General features: G+C 61.1%; 19 protein-coding genes and 1 rRNA gene. 8 read left to right on the top strand and 12 right to left on the bottom strand.

The genetic code is table 11. The features are described from left to right. The 3 genes from rrf to P3T18_RS36255 all read left to right on the top strand — a co-directional run. A 5S ribosomal RNA gene (gene rrf, locus P3T18_RS36265) occupies positions 1 to 91 on the top strand; the annotation flags it as partial. A 134-nt stretch (positions 92 to 225) separates the two neighbouring features. Next, positions 226 to 444 carry a hypothetical protein gene (locus P3T18_RS36260; protein ID WP_429304762.1) on the top strand — a complete coding sequence of 73 codons (219 nt, stop codon included), beginning with the start codon at positions 226 to 228 and terminating at the stop codon, positions 442 to 444. 1012 nt (positions 445 to 1456) lie between these two features. Beyond that, positions 1457 to 2599 (top strand): porin, encoded by a 1143-nt coding sequence (locus P3T18_RS36255; RefSeq protein WP_429304761.1) that lies wholly within the window; start codon positions 1457 to 1459, stop codon positions 2597 to 2599. An 85-nt stretch (positions 2600 to 2684) separates the two neighbouring features. Here the strand turns inward: P3T18_RS36255 and P3T18_RS36250 are convergent, their stop codons facing one another. Then, positions 2685 to 4238 (bottom strand): methyl-accepting chemotaxis protein, encoded by a 1554-nt coding sequence (locus tag P3T18_RS36250; protein WP_429304760.1) that lies wholly within the window; start codon positions 4236 to 4238, stop codon positions 2685 to 2687. 209 nt (positions 4239 to 4447) lie between these two features. Beyond that, on the bottom strand, positions 4448 to 5185 hold the full coding sequence (locus P3T18_RS36245) for a Crp/Fnr family transcriptional regulator (protein WP_429304759.1): 738 nt from the start codon (positions 5183 to 5185) through the stop codon (positions 4448 to 4450). A gap of 176 nt (positions 5186 to 5361) precedes the next feature. On the opposite strand from P3T18_RS36245, the gene P3T18_RS36240 reads away from it, so the two are divergent. Next, positions 5362 to 6993, top strand: a complete 1632-nt coding sequence (locus tag P3T18_RS36240) for an acyl-CoA synthetase (protein WP_429304758.1) — start codon at positions 5362 to 5364, stop codon at positions 6991 to 6993. 79 nt (positions 6994 to 7072) lie between these two features. Here the strand turns inward: P3T18_RS36240 and P3T18_RS36235 are convergent, their stop codons facing one another. The 3 genes from P3T18_RS36235 to P3T18_RS36225 all read right to left on the bottom strand — a co-directional run bounded on the left by P3T18_RS36235 (position 7073) and on the right by P3T18_RS36225 (position 8660). Beyond that, on the bottom strand, positions 7073 to 7297 hold the full coding sequence (locus tag P3T18_RS36235; protein WP_429304757.1) for a hypothetical protein: 225 nt from the start codon (positions 7295 to 7297) through the stop codon (positions 7073 to 7075). A gap of 294 nt (positions 7298 to 7591) precedes the next feature. Then, complete coding sequence (locus tag P3T18_RS36230; RefSeq protein WP_007178877.1) at positions 7592 to 7795, bottom strand: cold-shock protein; 204 nt, start codon at positions 7793 to 7795, stop codon at positions 7592 to 7594. Between the two features lie 229 nt (positions 7796 to 8024). Next, positions 8025 to 8660 (bottom strand): LysE family translocator, encoded by a 636-nt coding sequence (locus P3T18_RS36225; protein WP_429304756.1) that lies wholly within the window; start codon positions 8658 to 8660, stop codon positions 8025 to 8027. Between the two features lie 432 nt (positions 8661 to 9092). Between P3T18_RS36225 and P3T18_RS36220 the strand changes: the two genes are divergently transcribed. Beyond that, entirely contained in the window at positions 9093 to 9356 is a 264-nt protein-coding gene (locus tag P3T18_RS36220; protein ID WP_429304755.1) for an H-NS family nucleoid-associated regulatory protein, read from the top strand. Between the two features lie 196 nt (positions 9357 to 9552). Here the strand turns inward: P3T18_RS36220 and pcaG are convergent, their stop codons facing one another. Further along, positions 9553 to 10140, bottom strand: coding sequence for a protocatechuate 3,4-dioxygenase subunit alpha (pcaG, locus tag P3T18_RS36215; RefSeq protein WP_429304754.1), 588 nt, complete (start codon positions 10138 to 10140; stop codon positions 9553 to 9555). Positions 10141 to 10143: 3 nt separating this feature from the next. After that, on the bottom strand, positions 10144 to 10848 hold the full coding sequence (gene pcaH / locus P3T18_RS36210) for a protocatechuate 3,4-dioxygenase subunit beta (protein ID WP_408497864.1): 705 nt from the start codon (positions 10846 to 10848) through the stop codon (positions 10144 to 10146). A 106-nt stretch (positions 10849 to 10954) separates the two neighbouring features. On the opposite strand from pcaH, the gene pcaQ reads away from it, so the two are divergent. Together pcaQ and P3T18_RS36200 are read left to right on the top strand one after the other, a co-directional pair. After that, positions 10955 to 11977, top strand: coding sequence for a pca operon transcription factor PcaQ (pcaQ, locus tag P3T18_RS36205; RefSeq protein ID WP_429304753.1), 1023 nt, complete (start codon positions 10955 to 10957; stop codon positions 11975 to 11977). A 194-nt stretch (positions 11978 to 12171) separates the two neighbouring features. Next, on the top strand, positions 12172 to 13305 hold the full coding sequence (locus P3T18_RS36200) for a 4-hydroxyphenylpyruvate dioxygenase family protein (protein WP_429304752.1): 1134 nt from the start codon (positions 12172 to 12174) through the stop codon (positions 13303 to 13305). Between the two features lie 34 nt (positions 13306 to 13339). On the opposite strand, the gene P3T18_RS36195 is transcribed toward P3T18_RS36200, so the two are convergent. Together P3T18_RS36195 and P3T18_RS36190 are read right to left on the bottom strand one after the other, a co-directional pair. Further along, positions 13340 to 13969 (bottom strand): helix-turn-helix domain-containing protein, encoded by a 630-nt coding sequence (locus P3T18_RS36195; RefSeq protein WP_429304751.1) that lies wholly within the window; start codon positions 13967 to 13969, stop codon positions 13340 to 13342. Between the two features lie 162 nt (positions 13970 to 14131). After that, positions 14132 to 15112 (bottom strand): hypothetical protein, encoded by a 981-nt coding sequence (locus tag P3T18_RS36190; RefSeq protein ID WP_429304750.1) that lies wholly within the window; start codon positions 15110 to 15112, stop codon positions 14132 to 14134. A gap of 272 nt (positions 15113 to 15384) precedes the next feature. Here P3T18_RS36190 and P3T18_RS36185 point away from each other — a divergent pair, with 272 nt between their 5' ends. Further along, positions 15385 to 16287 (top strand): aspartyl/asparaginyl beta-hydroxylase domain-containing protein, encoded by a 903-nt coding sequence (locus tag P3T18_RS36185; RefSeq protein WP_429304749.1) that lies wholly within the window; start codon positions 15385 to 15387, stop codon positions 16285 to 16287. Between the two features lie 373 nt (positions 16288 to 16660). On the opposite strand, the gene P3T18_RS36180 is transcribed toward P3T18_RS36185, so the two are convergent. The 3 genes from P3T18_RS36180 to P3T18_RS36170 all read right to left on the bottom strand — a co-directional run bounded on the left by P3T18_RS36180 (position 16661) and on the right by P3T18_RS36170 (position 18529). Then, complete coding sequence (locus P3T18_RS36180; RefSeq protein ID WP_429304748.1) at positions 16661 to 16981, bottom strand: pyrimidine/purine nucleoside phosphorylase; 321 nt, start codon at positions 16979 to 16981, stop codon at positions 16661 to 16663. A gap of 150 nt (positions 16982 to 17131) precedes the next feature. Beyond that, entirely contained in the window at positions 17132 to 17845 is a 714-nt protein-coding gene (locus P3T18_RS36175) for a hypothetical protein (protein ID WP_429304747.1), read from the bottom strand. 27 nt (positions 17846 to 17872) lie between these two features. Beyond that, positions 17873 to 18529 (bottom strand): ureidoglycolate lyase, encoded by a 657-nt coding sequence (locus P3T18_RS36170; protein WP_429304746.1) that lies wholly within the window; start codon positions 18527 to 18529, stop codon positions 17873 to 17875. Between the last annotated feature and the right edge of the window lie 41 nt (positions 18530 to 18570).

Below are 18570 nucleotides of genomic sequence, written 5' to 3'. Positions count from 1 at the left end.
TCCCACCCCTTCCCATCCCGAACAGGACCGTGAAACGACTCCACGCCGATGATAGTGCGGATTCCCGTGTGAAAGTAGGTAATCGTCAGGCTCCCCAGCAGAAAACAGAAACCCCGCCCAGAAAGGCGGGGTTTTTGCGTTTGGGGATGCAATTCAACACGCCAACCCGTGGCACGGTGATTGCGTAAGGTCGGTTCACAAGCCATATCAATAACGAGAACCACCATGCGACCCAACCACACCGCTACCGACTTCGCTGCAGACTTTGTTTCGCCGTCGCCCCTGCTGGCCACGCCAGCAGACGCTGTCGCCGACACTGAATTGCCGCAGCGCACGAGCGCTTTCACGCGCATGACGTTCTGCTTCGCCTGGCTCTTCGGGCTGGAGCCGTTTCTGACCGGAACGTCTAACGAAATGCCGCGCTCGTCTTTCGATCGACACTGAGTCGACTATGCGCCAGCAGCGTTTTCGGGCATTGAAAATTCTGTGACGCACTAGCGCAATTTGTACAAGCAAGCATGCGTCAGCGTGAATAAGTCGCGAGGCGCCGCGGATGAGTGGTCCGCGCGTCGGGCACACGCCAGCGGGCAGACTCGGCGCCACAGCCCACCATCAGGCGCAGCAGCCCATGACGCACGATCGTCCGGAAGTAGGGAAAGTCCCTGTAAAAAGGATCGATGCTTCGCCGTTAATGCAATAAGGAGGGCGGTGTGATAACTGCCTTTCGCTTTCGGCGCGGGATTTGTCACGCGGCGGTTGGCGCCGCAGATTACCTCCGGGCAATTCCCGCGCTGAAGGCTTTACTATCTGAATCAAATCCAATTTAGATATCGGCATTAATTCGCCGCGCGTCACTTCAATAAAATGATAGCGGCCGACAAATCCGCTGTGTCCCGCCGATAAAGCTTCTCCTACCTGCGCACGCCGCCTCGCTTCTCAAGCGAATTCAGCGCAATTCAAAACCCCATTCACAAAGCCGCACGGAAACGAGATTCTGTTAAACGGATTAAGTTCCCGAGATTCTGAAATAAATTTCCGACCGTCATTTTGTCGCAGATTCATGTGCCTAATTTAAAGGCATAACTCGGTCTCTGATATCGAATCGTTCCGACCCGATTACGACAGGCATATTAAAACGTGTTGCATACGCACAACTTTATTATTGATAAGTTGCAAAAGTCTTATCGTCATTGCAGCTGATTTTTCTAGCGAATTTCACGATAAGTGTATTCAAAACAATCACTTAACGATCAGGCCTTACCGATTGTTGCGTATTTCGAAAAATCCTGTTGTGCGAATTGCCGCCGCTGCTACCAGGGGCTCCCCCTACACTCACGCTTCGTTTCAAGGGTGCCCAGTCGAGCCGAAGCGGTTCGTCGAATTGGGCGGTGGCGCGAAGCAGCGCTGTCGAGGCAAGTCTTGCTCCCCGCGTAAATCTTTCGAACAGGAGTCCCACATGAAGAAGAGTCTCATCGTCGTTGCGGTTGCCGCATCGTTCGCATCCGTCGCTCACGCACAAAGCAGCGTGACGCTGTACGGTCTGCTGGATGCAGGCCTGACCTACACCAGCAACGTGAACCACGGTTCGCAGTGGTCGGCTGGCAACGGCGGCATCAATCAAAGCATGTTCGGTCTGCGTGGTTCGGAAGATCTGGGCGGCGGTCTGAAGGCAATCTTCACGTTGGAAAGCGGCTTCAACATCGGCAACGGCAAGTTCGCTAACAACAACGGCATGTTCAACCGTCAATCGTTCGTCGGTCTGTCGAGCGCACAATTCGGTACGATCACGTTGGGTCGTCAATACGACGCAGCGCAAGACTACCTGGCACCGCTGACCGCAACGGGCAGCTGGGGCGGTACGTACTTCGCTCACCCGTTCAACAACGACAACCTGAGCACGAACGGCGGCTACGCTGTCAACAACTCGGTCAAGTACCAGAGCGCTAACTACGCTGGCTTCTCGTTCGGCGGCACGTACGGCTTCTCGAACCAGGCTGGCGCATTCGCAAACAACCGCGAATACAGCGTCGGTGCTGCATACCAGTGGCAAGGCCTGCGTTTGGGCGCTGCTTACGCACAGCAGAACAACCCGGCTGCAACGAACGCAGCAGGCACGGCAAGCAACGGCGGCGCTTCGGACGGCTCGGTGCTGGGTCTGGGCGGCAACTTCCGTCAGCGTGAATTCGGTGCAGCAGGTTCGTACGCATTCGGTCCGGCTACGGTCGGTCTGGCATGGACGCAATCGCGTATCGACAACGTGACGGGCGCACGCCAATCGCTGCGCGCTAACAACTACGAAGTCAACGGCAAGTACAACGTGACCCCGGCTCTGGGCCTGGGCGTGGCGTACACGTTCACGGACGGCACCGGCTACGGCGTTGGCGCGAACGGCAATTCGGAATCGGTTCGCTATCACCAGATCGGCCTGCAGGCTGACTACTCGCTGTCGCGTCGTACGGACGTCTACGCTCAAGCCGTGTACCAGCACGCAATGGGTGACGGCGGTGTTGCTTCGATCTACAGCGGCGATGTGAACCAGCTGCCGTCGTCGTCGAAGAACCAGACGGCTGCTACCGTCGGTCTGCGTCACCGCTTCTAAGCATCAACAGAAGCTGGTCGTAGTAAAAAAGGTGCCGCTCGCGGCACCTTTTTTTATGGGCGCGGTTTTCAGCGCCACGCTCTTGTCATCCGGCAACTCTGAACACCGACACCGCATGACGCAACTGCTCGCTCTGCTCATCGAGAGAACCGGCTGCGGCGGCAGCCTGTTCGACGAGCGCGGCATTGCGTTGGGTAACATCGTCCATCTGACGGATCGCGAGGTTCACTTCGCCGATGCCGGAGCTTTGCTCTTTCGACGCCGCCGAAATCTCGTTCACGATAGCCGTCACGCGACGAACCGCGCCGACAACCTCGTCGATCGTGGTGCCTGCCTTGCCGGCCAGCGTGGAGCCTTCCTCGACCTGCGCGACCGACTGGTCGATCAACACCTTGATTTCCTTGGCGGCTGTTGCGCTGCGCTGCGCGAGATTGCGCACTTCGCCGGCAACCACCGCGAAACCGCGGCCTTCCTCGCCGGCGCGCGCGGCTTCCACCGCGGCATTCAGCGCAAGAATGTTCGTCTGGAATGCGATGCCTTCGATCACGTTGATGATCTCGCCGATCTTGCGCGAGCTATCCGTAATGCCGGCCATCTTTTCGACGACGTCGTTGACCACGCGGCCGCCACGCTCGGCGATGCTCGACGCGTCCGTCGCCAGGCCGGACGCGGTCACCGCATTGTCGGCGTTGCGCGTGACGGTGCGCGTGAGTTCGTCCATGGTGGCGGCGGTTTGTTGCAGTGACGCCGCCTGTTCTTCGGTGCGGCTCGACAGGTCGAGATTGCCCGCGGCGATTTCCTTCGACGCCACCGTGATGGTTTCCGCGGACGTCTTGATGCGTCCGACCGTAGCGGCCAGTTGATCGCGCATCTCGCGCAACGAATGCAGCAGGCTCGACGTGTCGCCGTGGCGCAAATCGATGGGCGTGGCGAGGTCGCCGCGCGCAATCTGCATCGCCATGGCCGCGGCGCTCGACGGCTCGCCGCCGATCGAGCGGGAAACGTTGCGCACCACGCGCGACGCCACGAACGACACCAGCACGCCGAGCACGACCAGCATGCCGGCCGAGCGGACCAGCGTGGCATAGAACTGCGCCTGAATGTCGTCCATGTAGGCGCCGGCAATGAAGTCCCAGCTCCACGGCGCGAAGCGCTTCACGTAGCCGATTTTCTCGCTCGGCGCGGTCTCGCCGGGTTTGGGCCACCAGTAGCGCAGATAACCCGCGCCGTCGGGTGAACCGCCGGCTTGCGCGATGTCGTGATACAGCGCGTTGCCTTTGGCGTCGCGGAAGCTGCTCATGTCTTTGCCGTTGAGCTTCGGGCTCATCGGATGCGTGACCATGACCGAATCGCTGCGCACGATCGTGACGTAGCCCGACGTGCCATAGCGCTGCGCGTTGACGCGCGCGATCGCCTGCTGTTTGGCATCGTCGACGGACAGCTTGCCGCTGTCGGCCAGCTTCGCGTAGTCGGAAACAATGGAGACGGCCATGTCCGTGACGTCGGCCAGATCGGCGCGGCGCGCGTCCATTTGCGCGTTACGTGCCTCGAACGCGTTCACAACGGTCACGATCAGAAGGGCCGCCCAGCACAGCAGCAACGGCACCCACAATTTCTGTTTCAGTGTCAGACGGTTCATTTCTCGATTTCGACGGTACGTTGGCCTCGGAATGGGGAGGGCTGCAATCTGCGCTGCATAGTCCGCATAACGGCGTGAGCGCCGCTTTCTTTATCCGGGTGACGGGAACGCGAGCCGAAAGACGACCGGCCGCTCCGTGGAAACGGCGGCCGCGAGCGATGGAAAAAGCGTGAATGCGCGTCAAACCCGGCGAACGGGAACGCATCCGATCAGATCTGTTCCCGTCCGAAGGCGGACAGGCGTTCCAGGTCGAGCACGTCGATCTGGTTGTAGGCGAGGCGCAGCATGCCGAGCTTTTCGAGGTTTTGCAGCGCCTGATTGATCCGTTGCCGCGAGACACCGGCCAGCAGACCGATCTCTTCCTGCGAAACAAGCAGCGTGCGGCCCGTGTCGGGGTAAAGATCCGGATTGAACAACTGCGCGAGCGATTGCGCGACGCGTGCGTCGACGTCGAGGAGACGGCTGTTCTGGATCGACGCGATGAATTCGCCCATGCGGTTGTTCAACTGCCGGATCACGAAGCCGGTAAATGGCAAACTCGTTTCCAGCAGCGCGTGGAAGGTGTCGGCGGGCACGAACATCACCAGCGAGGGCTGGATGGCGGCCACGTCGTACTTGCGCAGTTCGCGCTTGATCACACTGCCTTCGCCGAACCAGCCGCCCGGCGGCACGCCGGACAGCGTGCAACTGCGTCCCGAAGCGTTGTAGATGGCGAGCTTGATGAGCCCGGAATGCACGCCGATCCAGTAGTCCGACGGCTCCTGACGACGCGCGATCCAGGCGCCGCCGTCCAGATACTCGGCGTGCGCGCTGGCCAGCACCAGCGCCCGATGCTCGTCGGCGAGCGCGCGAAACCAGGCGCAACTGGCGAACAGTCGCGGCAGATCGCCATGCGCGAGCCGTTGCGGCCGGGTGCCGGAAGCAGGAGTCGGGAGCGTGTGGTCCATAGCGGGCGAAGCAAAGTCTGCCGGATAAGATCGATGCGGGAAATCATGGGGCGCGCCACTCTGTCATTTGAATGACAGACAGTTCACCATGACACTTGTTAGGCTAACTCATCAGGCGAACTCGCCGGACAAACAGAATAAACGACGGCGCGACCCGCGCATCAGGAGACGATACGATGAAGCACAGGTTCGAAGAAGGCCTCGAGCGACGCGAAGCCAATTATGTCCCGCTGACCCCGATCGATTTCATCGTGCGTGCCGCGCAAGTCTACGGCGAGCGGACGGCGGTCGTCCATGGCGACATTCGCCGCACCTGGCGCGAGACCTACGAACGCACCCGGCGTCTCGCGAGCGCGCTGCGGCAGGCGGGTATCGAGCGCGGCGACACCGTGGCCGCCTTGCTGCCCAATATTCCTCCGATGATAGAAGCGCACTTCGGCGTGCCGATGGCCGGCGCCGTGCTCAACACGCTGAATACGCGCCTGGATGTGTCGTCGCTGCTGTTCATGCTGCGCCATGGCGAGGCGAAGGCGCTGATCGTCGACACGGAGTATGGCGAACTCGCGCACCGCGCGGCGCTGGAGTTTCCCGAGCTGCGCATCATCAGCGTGGCCGATGCCATGCCCGCCGACGCCGACAAATTGGTGCGCGCCACCGATTACGAGGCGTTCCTGCAATCGGGCGACCCCGAGTTCGCGTGGACCATGCCCGCCGACGAATGGGACGCCATCGCGCTGAACTACACCTCGGGCACCACGGGCGATCCCAAAGGCGTGGTGTATCACCATCGCGGCGCGTATCTGAACGCGCTGAGCAATATCCTCGAATGGGACATGCCCAAACATGCGGTGTACCTCTGGACCCTGCCGCTCTTTCACTGCAACGGCTGGTGTTTTCCGTGGACCGTCGCGGCGCGTGCGGGGGTGAACGTCTGTCTGCGCAAATTCGACGCGAAGACCGTGTTCGACCTGATCCGTCGCGAAGGCATCACGCACTATTGCGGCGCGCCGATCGTGCAGAGCGCGCTGGCGAACGCGCCGGCGCAATGGCGCGAGGGCATCGCTCATCGCGTGTCGACGATGGTGGCGGGCGCGGCGCCCGCACCTGCCGTGATCGCCAAGATGAAGGAAATCGGTTTCGAACTGACGCACGTGTACGGGCTGACGGAAACCTATGGTCCGGCGGCCGTGTGTGCGAAACAGGACGAATGGGACGCGCTCGACGACAGCGGCCGCGCCGAAATGAACGCGCGCCAAGGCGTGCGTTATCACTTGCAGGCGGATATCGCCGTGCTCGATCCCGACACGCTTGAACCCGTGCCGAACGACGGCGAGACGATCGGCGAGATCATGTTTCGCGGCAACATCTGCATGAAGGGTTATCTGAAGAACGAGCGCGCTACGCAGGCCGCGTTCAGCGGCGGCTGGTTCCACACCGGCGATCTCGGCGTGCGCATGCCCGACGGCTACATTCGCATTCGCGATCGCAGCAAGGACATCATCATTTCGGGCGGCGAAAACATTTCGAGCATCGAGGTCGAAGACACCTTGTACCGCCATCCTGCGGTCGCTGTGGCGGCCGTGGTGGCGATGCCCGACCCGAAGTGGGGCGAGGTGCCGTGCGCATTCGTCGAGCTGAAGGAAGGGGCCGAGGCGAGCGCGGAAGAGATCGTTGCGCATTGCCGGCTTTTTCTGGCGGGCTACAAGCTGCCGAAAGCGGTGCGCTTCGGCGAATTGCCGAAGACTTCGACCGGGAAAATCCAGAAGTTCGAATTGCGCGCGCGGATCAAGGCCGAGTCGGCCGGTTGATCCACGCGAAGCTAGTAAGCGCGCCGGATGGTGCGCCTCGTGGTCGCGCTCGATAACGCTCGACCACGCTTAAGCGCGTTCAACCGCGCGTATCGACCCAGTGACGCGCCCAGCGCGCCGAATGCTGCAATGCCTGCTCTTCGTTCGTGAAGTAGTCGAGCGAATAGAACTGGTAGCGCCCTTCGGCACGCGCGCTGTCGGCACGTTCGAGCAACAGGTTGGACGAAAAACTACCGTCGGGCAAACGATGCGCCGAAGGTTGGACGGCATAGCCGTTGTAATGATGAATATGTTTGTTTTGCATTTTATGTTTTTAATAATTGTCGAGTGCGCGCCGGCCGTGCGAAGCCTCGTCGAGGTCGCGCGAGCGCAGCCGATTCAAGCCATGAAGAGGCGAATCCAGACGCAGTCGGAAAGCGTAAAAAGGGCGTTGAAGCCAGAGGGGAGAATGAGGTGCAACGAGGCGTTTGGCGCTTGAGCTAGCTGCTTTGAACACACTGCAGCCAAAAAGCGATCGCGCCAACTGTGGGAGCAAAAAGGCTCCGCGAGGATGTCGCTGCAGCCCGATGTCCGTTGCCGGACACCGAGCCCTTCAAACTTACATCGGCTTGATGTTAGCCGCTTGCAGACCCTTCGGGCCTTGCTTCGTTTCGAAGCTCACCTTCTGATTTTCAGCGAGCGTCTTGAAGCCGTCACCGCTGATTTCGGAGAAGTGTGCGAACAGGTCGTCGCCGCCCTTGTCCGGAGTAATGAAGCCAAAGCCCTTGCTGTCGTTGAACCACTTAACTGTACCGGTATCCATGAAGAATCCTTGAGGTAAAAAAATTGAAAATTTGCTCGATTGACGAGCGCGTGAAGCATCAAGGAGGGAGAGGACAACGAATACCGCTGAGGGAGCGAGACATTGATGAACAGCAATCGAACTTCTTGAACTTCGAGTGCCACAGTAACCGTTGGCGCCCTGGAGCGTCAACACTTATCTTGTAACTGTTTTCGGGATACGCGTAAAACGGTCACTGCGACTGTCACGATCAGATGCCGACTTTGTGCGCCGTGAGCACGAGCCGCAAGCCGAGCGCGGCGACGGCGCCGGCCGCGACGCGGTCGATCCAGGCTTTCCAGGTCAGATAGATTTCACGCGGACGCCGGCTCGAAAAACACAGCGCGACCACCGTGTACCAGCCGGCTTCGATCGCGAAGATGGCCGGCGGCAGCGCGAAGTAACTCCACAGCGGCGGGTGTTGCGGCAGCAGCGCCGCGAAGATGCTGCCGTAATAGACCGCTGTTTTCGGATTGCTGAGTTGTGTGCTCAAGCCAACCCAGAACGATTTGCGTACGTTGCCGGTGGCCGTTTGCGTGGCCTCGAATGCGAGCGGTTGCGCCGCGCCCCGCCAGATTTTCGACGCCAGATAGATCAGATAAAGGCCGCCGGCGATCTTCAGGCCGATATAGAGCCATTCGACCGTCGCGAGCAAGGTGTAAAGCCCGAGCAATGCAATGCCGCTGAAAAACACGCCGCCTATTCCCATGCCCAACGCCGTAGCGAGGCCGTCCGTGCGCGAGAGCCCGATGGCGTTGCGCGCGACGATCACGAAGCTCGGTCCGGGGCTCATCGCTCCGAGCAGCAGCGCGGCGAGGATGGTCAGAATGGCAGTTGAGGCGGGCATGTCGGCAGCTCCGGTGCGCGTTCTTCAGTGGGATAAACATAGCATGCGCGCTGCACTTTTTTCCGCATTTTTATTCGTTTGCCGGTAAAAGCGCATTCACGTTAATACGTCAATCAGGCGCTAACCGTGTGATTGGCGGTTTATTGATAGGTCAATGCAGACGGTCGAAGTTGAATGCTAGAATCGGCTTCCATACGCTAAAGCCGCCTTGCAATAACGAGGCGAAACCCGGCGCAGGTCGAACCATTTACCGTAGATTCCCTGAACTCTGTCTGGAAAGACATGCATTCCCGATGCGAGCGTTTTTCGCACCGGAAGAGGGCGCGCATTCGACTTGCACTTCCCCATTGAATTGCGGCAAAGGCTTCGCGTTGTTTAGCGAGGCCTTTGTTTTTTCACCGCGCGCGTGAATCGCCGCGCATCCGATACGCTATGAAAGTGCGACACGAACAAGGGCAACTCGACTTCGACGGAAATGCGCGCGAGCGCCTGATTGCCTGGATCCGTCATCGTATGGACGAATACAGCATTACCCTCGACGCGTTGAGCGAGTCGATCGAAGCCGATAAGGCCGCGATACGCGCGGTGATATATCGCGACGCCTTCGGCAATAGCTGGGACGGTCACGGCGACAAACCCGACTGGCTCAAGCGCGCAATTTACGCCGGCCAGAGCATCGACCACTTCCGCTGTTAAAAACGCGAGGCGCGTACCCGATTGTTTCGCTATCCAGACGGATCGCAAAAACGGCTAGCCGCCTTCCATCCGTTAGTCCAACGGACGAAAAAAAAGCCCGCATTCGCGGGCTTAAATTCGGAGTTTCGCGATCCAGTCGCTAAACGGATCAACTCCAGTGTAGGTGAAAGCTATCTGAAAGTGTAGAAAATCCGCTTCAGATGTCGAAAAATACGGTTTCCTTATCGCCTTGCATGTAAATGTCGAAGCGGTAGACGTTTGCCGTATTGGGCTCGCGGCGCGCGATCAGCGTATCGCGGCGCTCCGCCGGCACGGCGGCCAGCACCGGGTCTTTGCTGTTCGCCTCGGCTTCGTCTTCGAAATAGATGCGCGTGAAGGTGTGAAGCAGCATGCCGCGCATCGTCACGATCACGTTCAGATGCGGCGCTTCGTCCGGATTGGCGCGTCCCGGCTTCACGGTTTCCACCACGAAGCGCTTGTGCGGGTCGGTTCCCGTTCCCACGCGCGCAAAGCCGCGGAATCCGCTCTTCAGAATTTCTTCGCGCGAGGTCGGATACTGGCCGTTCGCATCCACTTGCGACACTTCGAGCATGGCGTCGCCGATCGCTTTGCCGTCGCCGTCGAACAGTTGACCGACGATCGTGATGTGCTCGCCGGCCGCTTCACGGTCGGCCACGACCGGCGTGAACAGGCTTTTGAAGTCGAAATCGTATTGCTGCGGGCACAGGCCGTAGGCGAAGTAAGGGCCGACCGTCTGCGAAGGCGTTTGCTTGAGAGTCGTCATGGCTTAGCGCTCCATCGGGGTTTCGTTGCGGCCGCGCAGCACGATGTCGAAGTCGTAGCCGAGCGCATAGGCCTCTTGCGTGGTGTCGAGCGAGAAATTCGCGATCAGACGGTCGCGCGCGTGTTCCGGCGTGCCCTGGAAGATCGGATCGAAAGCCAGCAGCGGATCGCCCGGAAAATACATCTGCGTGACGAGTCGCGAGCCGAAATGGTCGCCGAACAGCGAAAAGTGAATATGGTTCGGACGCCATGCGTTCGGATGATTGCCCCACGGATAGGCACCCGGCTTGATCGTCAGGAAACGGTAGCGGCCTTCGTTGTCGGTGATGCAGCGGCCGGCGCCGAGGAAGTTCGGATCGAGCGGCGCGTCGTGCTGATCGGCCTTGTGCACGTAACGGCCGGCCGCATTGGCCTGCCAGATTTCAACCAGCGTATTGCGCACCGGGCGGCCGCCTTCGTCGAGCACGCGCCCCGTCACGATGATGCGTTCGCCGAGCGGCTCGCCGTTGCGCACGGCGTTGCGCGTCAGGTCGTGGTCGAGTGCGCCGAGGTCGTCGGTGCCGTAGACCGGCACGCGCTGGTCGCGCAGTTTTTCCTTCAGCGGGATCAGCGGCAGCGTCGGGCCGCGTTTGACCGAGGAACCGTAGCCGGGATAGACGTAAGCCGGGTGGGACGCGAAGTCGCGCGCGGAGAGAAAGGAATCGTCCATCGATGTCTCCTTGGGGGAATTGTGGGATAGGTTTGTGGAGCGACTTTATCTAACCTGATCGGTTATGCAAAATGACGTTTTCGCCCTTTTCGTATAACCTGCCGTTATGCAACGCAGCCTCGCGGACAGCCGCGTCAAATTCCGTCATCTCCAGTGCTTTCTGGCCGTCGCCCAGTTCGGCGGCGTACAGCGGGCCGCTGAGAGCCTGTCGATCACCCAGCCGGCCGTCTCCAAGACGGTCGCCGAACTGGAGGCGATTCTCGGCGTGAAGCTGTTCGAGCGCGGCCGGCACGGCGCCGTCCCGACGCGCGAGGGTCAGCTTTTCATGCCGCATGCGAGCGCCTGCGTGGCCGCGCTGCGTCAGGGCGTCGATTTATTGGCGCGCGCCGAAGGCGCTCCCGCGGCGACGCTGGAAATCGGCGTTCTGCCGACCGTCGCCGCCGTGCTCATTCCGCCAGTGCTGAAACTGTTCGCCGCGCAATGGCCGCGTGTGATCGTGCGGCTCGCGACCGGCGCCAATCCCGAACTGCTCGAACGCCTGAAGGCCGGCACCATCGAATTTGCAATTGGCCGTCTCGCGGACCCCGAACGCATGGTGGGCTTAAGCTTCGAGCAGCTATTCAGCGAGCCGCTGATCGCGGTGGTGCGCGCCGGTCATCCGCTGGCGTCGGGGCCGGGTTTGCCGGCCACGTCGCTGGACGACTATCCGGTGGTCTTGCCGCCGTTCGGCACGCTGATCCGGCAGTCGGCCGAGAGTTTGCTCAGCGCATGGGGCGTGGCGCCGCTGTCGGGCTTCATCGAAGTGCTGTCGGTGTCGACCGGCCGGGCGTTGGCGCTGGAGAACGGCGCGGTGTGGTTCGTGCCGCTGAGCGCCGTCGAGTACGAGCTGGCGCACGGCATGCTGGTGCGTTTGCCATTGCCGTTCGCGGGCACGGACGAACCCGTCGGATTGATCCGGCGTTCGGACACGCAACCGTCGGCAGTCGGCCGCGCGTTGATCGACGCGGTGCGCGAAGTGGCCCGGCAGCGCATGACAGCGGCCTCGGCCGCGAGCAGCGCGAGGCCGGCAGCCGTCGCGAGCGGCAAGGGCGCACGCAAGCGCAGTCGCGCCACCTTGCCAAAACATTGATGCCGCGCGCCGTTCGAAGCGGGACCGCTGCAAACGTCCGCGCGAGTGAACCAGTCAGTACAAAATGAAGGTTGCGAACGCACCGTCAGCCGGTGTACAAACACGGTTCAAAAGCCGTCGCGCTGCCGATTTGCTGCGGCACACCATGCTTTGCGCCGTGACACAGCGTCGAATGACTGTACAAGGAGATTGCCATGCCTAGCGACTTGCCCACTCCAGACGCCGCGCTGCGCGCCGTGTCGGTTCCTGAGCACAATCCGCTCGGCACTGCCGGCCTCGAATTCGTGGAGTTCGCCACGCGCGAGCCCCAGGTGCTGGCCGACACCTTCACCAAACTCGGCTTCAAGGCGATTGCGCGCCATATCAGCAAGGACGTCACGCTGTACCGCCAAGGCGAAATGCAGTTCCTGCTGAACGCCGAGCCCGATTCGTTTGCCGCGCGTTACGCCGAGGAATACGGCGCGGGCATTTGCGCGATCGGCATTCGCGTGGCCGACGCGCAGCGCGCCTTCGATCGCGCGATCGAACTCGGTGCGTGGGCATTCGAAGGCGAACGGCTCGGCGCAGGCGAACTGCTGATTCCGGCCATTCAGGGCATTGGCGACTCGCACATCTATTTCGTCGACCGTTGGCGCGGCCGTGGCGGCCAGCGCGGCGGCCTCGGCGACATCTCGATCTTCGACATCGACTTCCGCCCCATCGAAATCGACACCGCTCAGGCCGACCTCAGTCATGCCGGCACGGGCCTCGTCGCAGTCGACCACCTGACGCAGACGGTCGGCGAGGGCCGCATGCAGGAATGGCTCGATTTTTATCGCGACCTGCTCAACTTCCGGGAAATCCACGAGTTGCATGCCAACTGGCACGTCGCGGCGGAATCTCGGGTCATGGTGTCGCCCTGCGGCGCGATCCGCATTCCGTTATACGAGGAAGGCACGCGGCGCACGAACCTGATGCACGAATATTTGCCGGATCATCCGGGCGAAGGTGTGCAGCATATTGCGCTCGCCACCGACGACATTTTCACGTGCGTCGAGCAGCTGCAGGCGAACGGCGTGGAATTCGTCGAACCGCCGCCGCGCTATTACGAGCAGCTCGATGCGCGCTTGCCGGGCCACGGTCTCGATATCGAGCGGCTCAGGCGCACGCATGTGCTGGTGGACGGCGAGATTGGCGCGGACGGTGTGCCGCTGCTGTTTTTTCAGACGTTCGTGCACCGCCGCGCGGGCGAGATTTTCTTCGAAATCGTGCAGCGCAAAGGGCATCACGGTTTCGGCGAAGGCAACCTCGGTGCCTTGGCTCAGGCGCGCGAACCGGCGGGCGCCTGAGCGAGACTGCCCGCGCCCGCTGCGCCCGTCGGCGCTACTTTTTCGGCGACCCGGCAGGCGTGACCTGCGCCAGATCGGCGCCGGTCGCCATCCACAGAACTTCCGCGTCTTCTTCGCTGGTGGAGACCGCGGCGTGGCCGGTGCGGCTGTCGAAGTAAAGGCTATCGCCGGCGTTCAGGTGCGTGGGCGCGTATAGCTCCGAATACAGGCACACGCTGCCGCTGATCACATACAGAAACTCTTCGCCTTCGTGGCGGCCCCAGTCGTCGAACGCGTCGAGCGTATGCGCGGAGATACGGATCCGGAACGGCAGCATCGCCTTGTGCGCGAGGTCCGTTGCCAGCAGTTCCATCTGATAGCCGCGATACGCGTGGCGCTGGCCTTCGTCTTTGCGAGTCAGGGCACGGCGGCCGCTTGCGCTGACTTTCGGCGTCGAGCCGAACAGTTCGCCGATTTCGATCTTCAATCCTAGGACGATTTTCTGCAGCACGTCGAAAGTGGGGGACATGAGCCCGTTTTCCACTTTCGAGAGTGTCGATCGGGAAACGCCGCACAGACGGCTCGCGGTTTCCAGCGTCAGATCCTGCGCCTGCCGCGCGGCGCGCACCCGGCGGCCGAGGTCGGTGGTGGAGGGATCGGCGGATTTGGTGATGTGGGTGTCCATGAGGATGGCTGCTTCAAATGCACGCTTTGCAAGCGCTCGGTGTTTCCGATATTAACATTCGAACGCAGCCGTCTTTGCCGCCAGACAAACACGCCATACAGGTAGAGCGATTCCGGTTTGAAACTTGCCGCAATCTTTTCTTATCGGAAACGCCGGGGTTCGCTAGAAGCGATAGCCGATGCCGCCCAATATCACGTCGGTGTCGCGGCTGTAGCGCGTGACGACGCGATTCCACGTGACGCGCGCCGACCAGTGCTGCGCGAAACGATAGGAAGCCGACACCGAAACGAGTCCCGAGAGAATGCCGTCGCCGGTATCGCGGTCTTCGTTCGAACTGCCGTGATGAATTGCGGCGTACGCGCCCGCGCCGACGCCGAGCGAAAGACGGTCGTCGAAAAACGCGCGCGTGAGCCAGAGTTGCGCGGTGGCGCCGTCGCGTCGCGCGACGAGGCCATTACCTTCGTGCAGATAGCCGAGCGTGGCGTCGAGATAGTTGGTGATGCCGCGCCGGTATTCGATGGCTTCCGCCGCCGACGTTTGCGACTCGAGGCTGTTGAGAATCGTGGTGCCCGCCATGAACGTGATTTCGTTGTTCGTGACTTTGTGCGAGCGGGGCAAAGCGAAATCGCGCGGGCCGGGCGAATCTGGCGCGTCGAGTTGATAACCGACGCCGAGCATCACCGCATTCGTGGATGGTCCGTTCGCGACCTGAACATGATTGAACTGCAGATTCGCTGTCCAGCGCGCAGTGGAATACCAGGTGGCGCGCGCGCTGTACACGACGCCCCAGCCGTGCGTGTTCGAATAGTCTTTGCCCTGTTCCGCGGCCTCGGTATCGAAGTAGCGATACGGACCCACGCCGAACGCGACGACGAAACGACGCTGCGCGAGCGGCAGACGTCCCCAGACCTGAACCAGTTGCCCGTCGCGGTGATTGTTAGGCATATGGCCTTCGTTTAGCCAGGTAAAGCTGCCGGCAAAGTACTGACCGAAGCCTTCGGTGTAGTCCATTGCCCACGAGTACGAGTGACTTCCGTCGCCGGTCAGCGGACCGGTATAGAGCGCGAATTCCTGTGCCTCGGCGCGGCTCGCGCTCACGCAAAGTACTGCGCCGGCGAGAACAAAAGTCCAGTTGGCCTTCATCGTTGTCGAGAACTTCTGTCGTGATTAAGTGCGCGACCACTCGCAGCGTGACGCGAGCTTTACGTCCCTCGTTGACATCCCTAATACGCAGAAGAATTGTGGCAGGCTTTCTCGTGAAATGACGCTGGCAAGCGACGTGAAAGTATTTCCACAGGTTTCAATCCGGGGCCGGAAAGTCGAGTCGCACGCTCGCGGCAGTGGCACGGTATCTGAAGTTTTTTTTAAAGCCTCGTATAATTTTTTCGTGTCGAACATGACTTCAGATCTGTGCAATGCGTTGGGCTATCCTGATTCTTTTCGTTGGGTGCGCAATCTATATTCACTGTCGTGGCAAGGCGCGGCACGGAAGTTTCTTCAGACAATTTTCTGATCACTCCACCTTCACGGCGCCGCTTAATTGCATTGCGTATCTGTTCTCCGGTGTACCCAATACGCCGTATATCGCGCCGTCCGAATTCCCAGAACTTGCCTTGCTGAAATCGGAATGGAGAACCTTCCGGGAAGAAGCACTCGCGCTGTGGGAGGCGAGTCGTATTCAGGCCGCGAACAAATATAACGACATCGGCTTCAATTCGTTTTTTCGCACGGGCTGGAAGCGGTTTTATCTGAAGTGGTATGACGATCCGCATCCGTCGGCGGCGTCGTTATGTCCGCGCACCATCGAAGTGCTACAGCAAATTCCGTCGGTGAAGGCGGCGATGTTCGCCATGCTGCCGGCGGGCGGCAAGCTCAATCCGCATCGCGATCCTTTTGCCGGTTCGCTGCGTTATCACCTCGGTCTGATTACACCGAACGACGACCGCTGCGCGATCGTGGTGGACGGTATTCCCTATTCGTGGCGCGACGGCGAAGACGTGGTATTCGACGAAACCTATTTACATCACGCGGCCAATGCCACGGAGCAGGACCGGATCATTCTGTTCTGCGATATCGAGCGGCCCATGAAATACCGTTGGGCGCAAAAGATAATGAATGCGGCGGGCGGCTTTCTGATGCGGGCAGCAGCGTCGCCGAATGAGATTGGTGATCGCACTGGCGGGTTGAACCGCGCGTTTCATTATATTTACGCGGTTCGCCGCGCGGCCAAGGCACTGAAGGCCTGGAATCGCACCGTGTACTACGTCGTGAAGTGGTGCCTGTTCGGTGCGATTCTGGCCGCGATTTTCTGGCATTAAAAGAACCAGCGGCAGAGCGATTACATCGCGGAAAAAACAGCCGGCGACTCCGCTCGTTTCAGACTTGTCCGCAATCCGAGGTTTCGCGCGCGCTCCATTACGGACTGCACGGTCCGTTTTATTCGGAACCCGAGGCCGTTTTTCTCGTTGCGTCCGGTCCGTACACTGCCCCTTGGCTGGACCGCAGCCGCGTGCGAAGTCGCGGCGCTGGTGCTGACTGTCGGCGTCGGCCGGTATCTGCTCGGGGCGCGCAAGGAAGCGGCGGTTTGCGCGTGAAGTGAACGACGTCGGTTTGGGCGGGGAAGCGGGGAAATAGCGCGCATCGGACGCTGCACGCAGGCGAAGCCGCGTGCAGTGTCGGGCGCTCGTGCTTTTACAGATAACTGCAGACGTAGTCGAGCGTTTCGATCACGTCGATATCGAAGCGGCTTTTACCCGGCACGGAAAACGACTCGCCGGCGCCGTAGGTTTTCCATTCATCGCTGCCTTCCAGACGGATGCGGCATTGACCGGCCTGCACTTCCATCAGCTCGGGCGCGTCGGCACCGAAGTTCAGCGTGCCCGGCAGAATCACGCCGAGCGTCTTGCGTGTGCCGTCGGCGAACAGGACGGTGTGCGAAATGCACTTGCCGTCGAAGTACACGTTGGCGCGTTTGACAACAGAAACCTGATCGAATTGCGTAGTGGCCGTCATGGCGGTCTTCCTCTGGGTCTTCGTGAATGAATGCGTCGGCATCGGCTTGCGGCCGGAACACGCGTTAGCGGCTTTCCGTCGAGTGCCAGGCCGTCATCATACAGAAGCGCTTACCGGCACTCGCGCTTGCACAAGGCAAGGCGCGGCCATTCAGGTGGGCCGTTGCCAGCGGCCCGAAGCGGGACACAGCACGGCCGCTTCGCCATTCACGCGGATATGCTCTTCTTCGGCCGGTGCCGAGGCGCTATCGCCGATGTCGAAGCGGATGCCGAGCGTTCGTGTCACGCGCGGGTCTTCGATGGCAAGCTCCCACGTCAGGAAGATCTGCACGAGATCGTGAGCGGGAATGAAATCCGCGGCGTCGAAGCCGCTTGCGCCGCGTCGAATCACGCCGTGCGGCTGGCCGGTGTCGAATACGACGGCGGTGCCGCGCGTCAGCGGAATGCGCAAATCCAGTGAAGCGAAGTGCAGGTCCAGTCCTTTGTCTTCGCTCACGAACAGATTGCAGAAGGCGGCGTTGCCGTACTGCGCGCCGTCGTGGTGGTAGCGCGCGCCGCGGCAGGCCATGAGCGCCACGTCGCTTTCGGCGAGCACGCCGGACAGCCCGAGCGAGCCCGTCCAGTCGGACATGGCTTCTACGCAGCGCGAGTAATCGGGCCAGCGCACCCGCGCTCGCGGCAGGGGCAGCGTGTCGACGTCGCCGGCTTCGAGAACCATGTTCGACGCGATCTCACGCTCCCAGTCCGCCAGCAGTCGTGCAGACGGCTGGGGAACCTCGACGACGCCCGACAGCACGATGTCGCTCACACGCCGGCTGCGGATAACGTCGCCGCTCCAGAACCAGGAGGTGATTGCGTCGGGCATGCGAGCTTTCACCGATTAACGAACCGATCAGCCGACGCGGTTCGCGATCGGCCCTTCGAGCAGACAACCGAACTCGCGGGCGAAATCGACCGACACGCGTGCATGAACCGCGCCTTGCTTGTCGAAAAAGCGCTGCGTGCCTTCGAGCGTGAATACGCCTTCGTGCCAGATGTTCGGATGAATGTAGAGACCCTGGCTTCCGTCGAAACGGAAGCAGACGAACTTCTCGGGCGTGATGTCGTCACCGGGCAGAGCCAGCGGCACGTAAAACGGGCGGCCGTCGAGCGGGAAGAATAGTTGACCGCCGTCGGGATGATAGTTCGCGTGCCACAGCAGCATGCATTGCGGCGCGTCGGTATGGTGCTCGTTCGCCGTTTCAGGCTGCGTGGCGTAGGCGAGGATGTAATTGCCGCCCACTGCTTCGTTGCGGCCGTAAAGAATATCGCCGCGCCATTCGCTGATGAACGTGCCTTCGGTGGTTCCTGCTTCGTCGCCCGTGCCGGGGTCGATGGGACGCGAACCCATGGCCGGCCATTGCACGATTTCTACAGTGCAGTCGTTGGGATCGGCGACGAGACGGCCGTAGCCTTCGAGCGTGGCGGGAGTCGCGTCGACCACGGGCATGGTGACGCGGCGCAGGCCCGAGGGAAGGGCCGGATTGAGGTAATCGATAGCTTCGGACATGCGCGCAGTTTACACGAGTCGAAACCATTCGAACGTGCTCA

The sequence above is a fragment of the Paraburkholderia sp. GAS199 genome, assembly GCF_050436585.1.
GTDB lineage: Bacteria > Pseudomonadota > Gammaproteobacteria > Burkholderiales > Burkholderiaceae > Paraburkholderia.
Note: the sequence above shows the minus strand (reverse complement) of the source record. Positions and strands in the feature narration are given on the sequence as shown.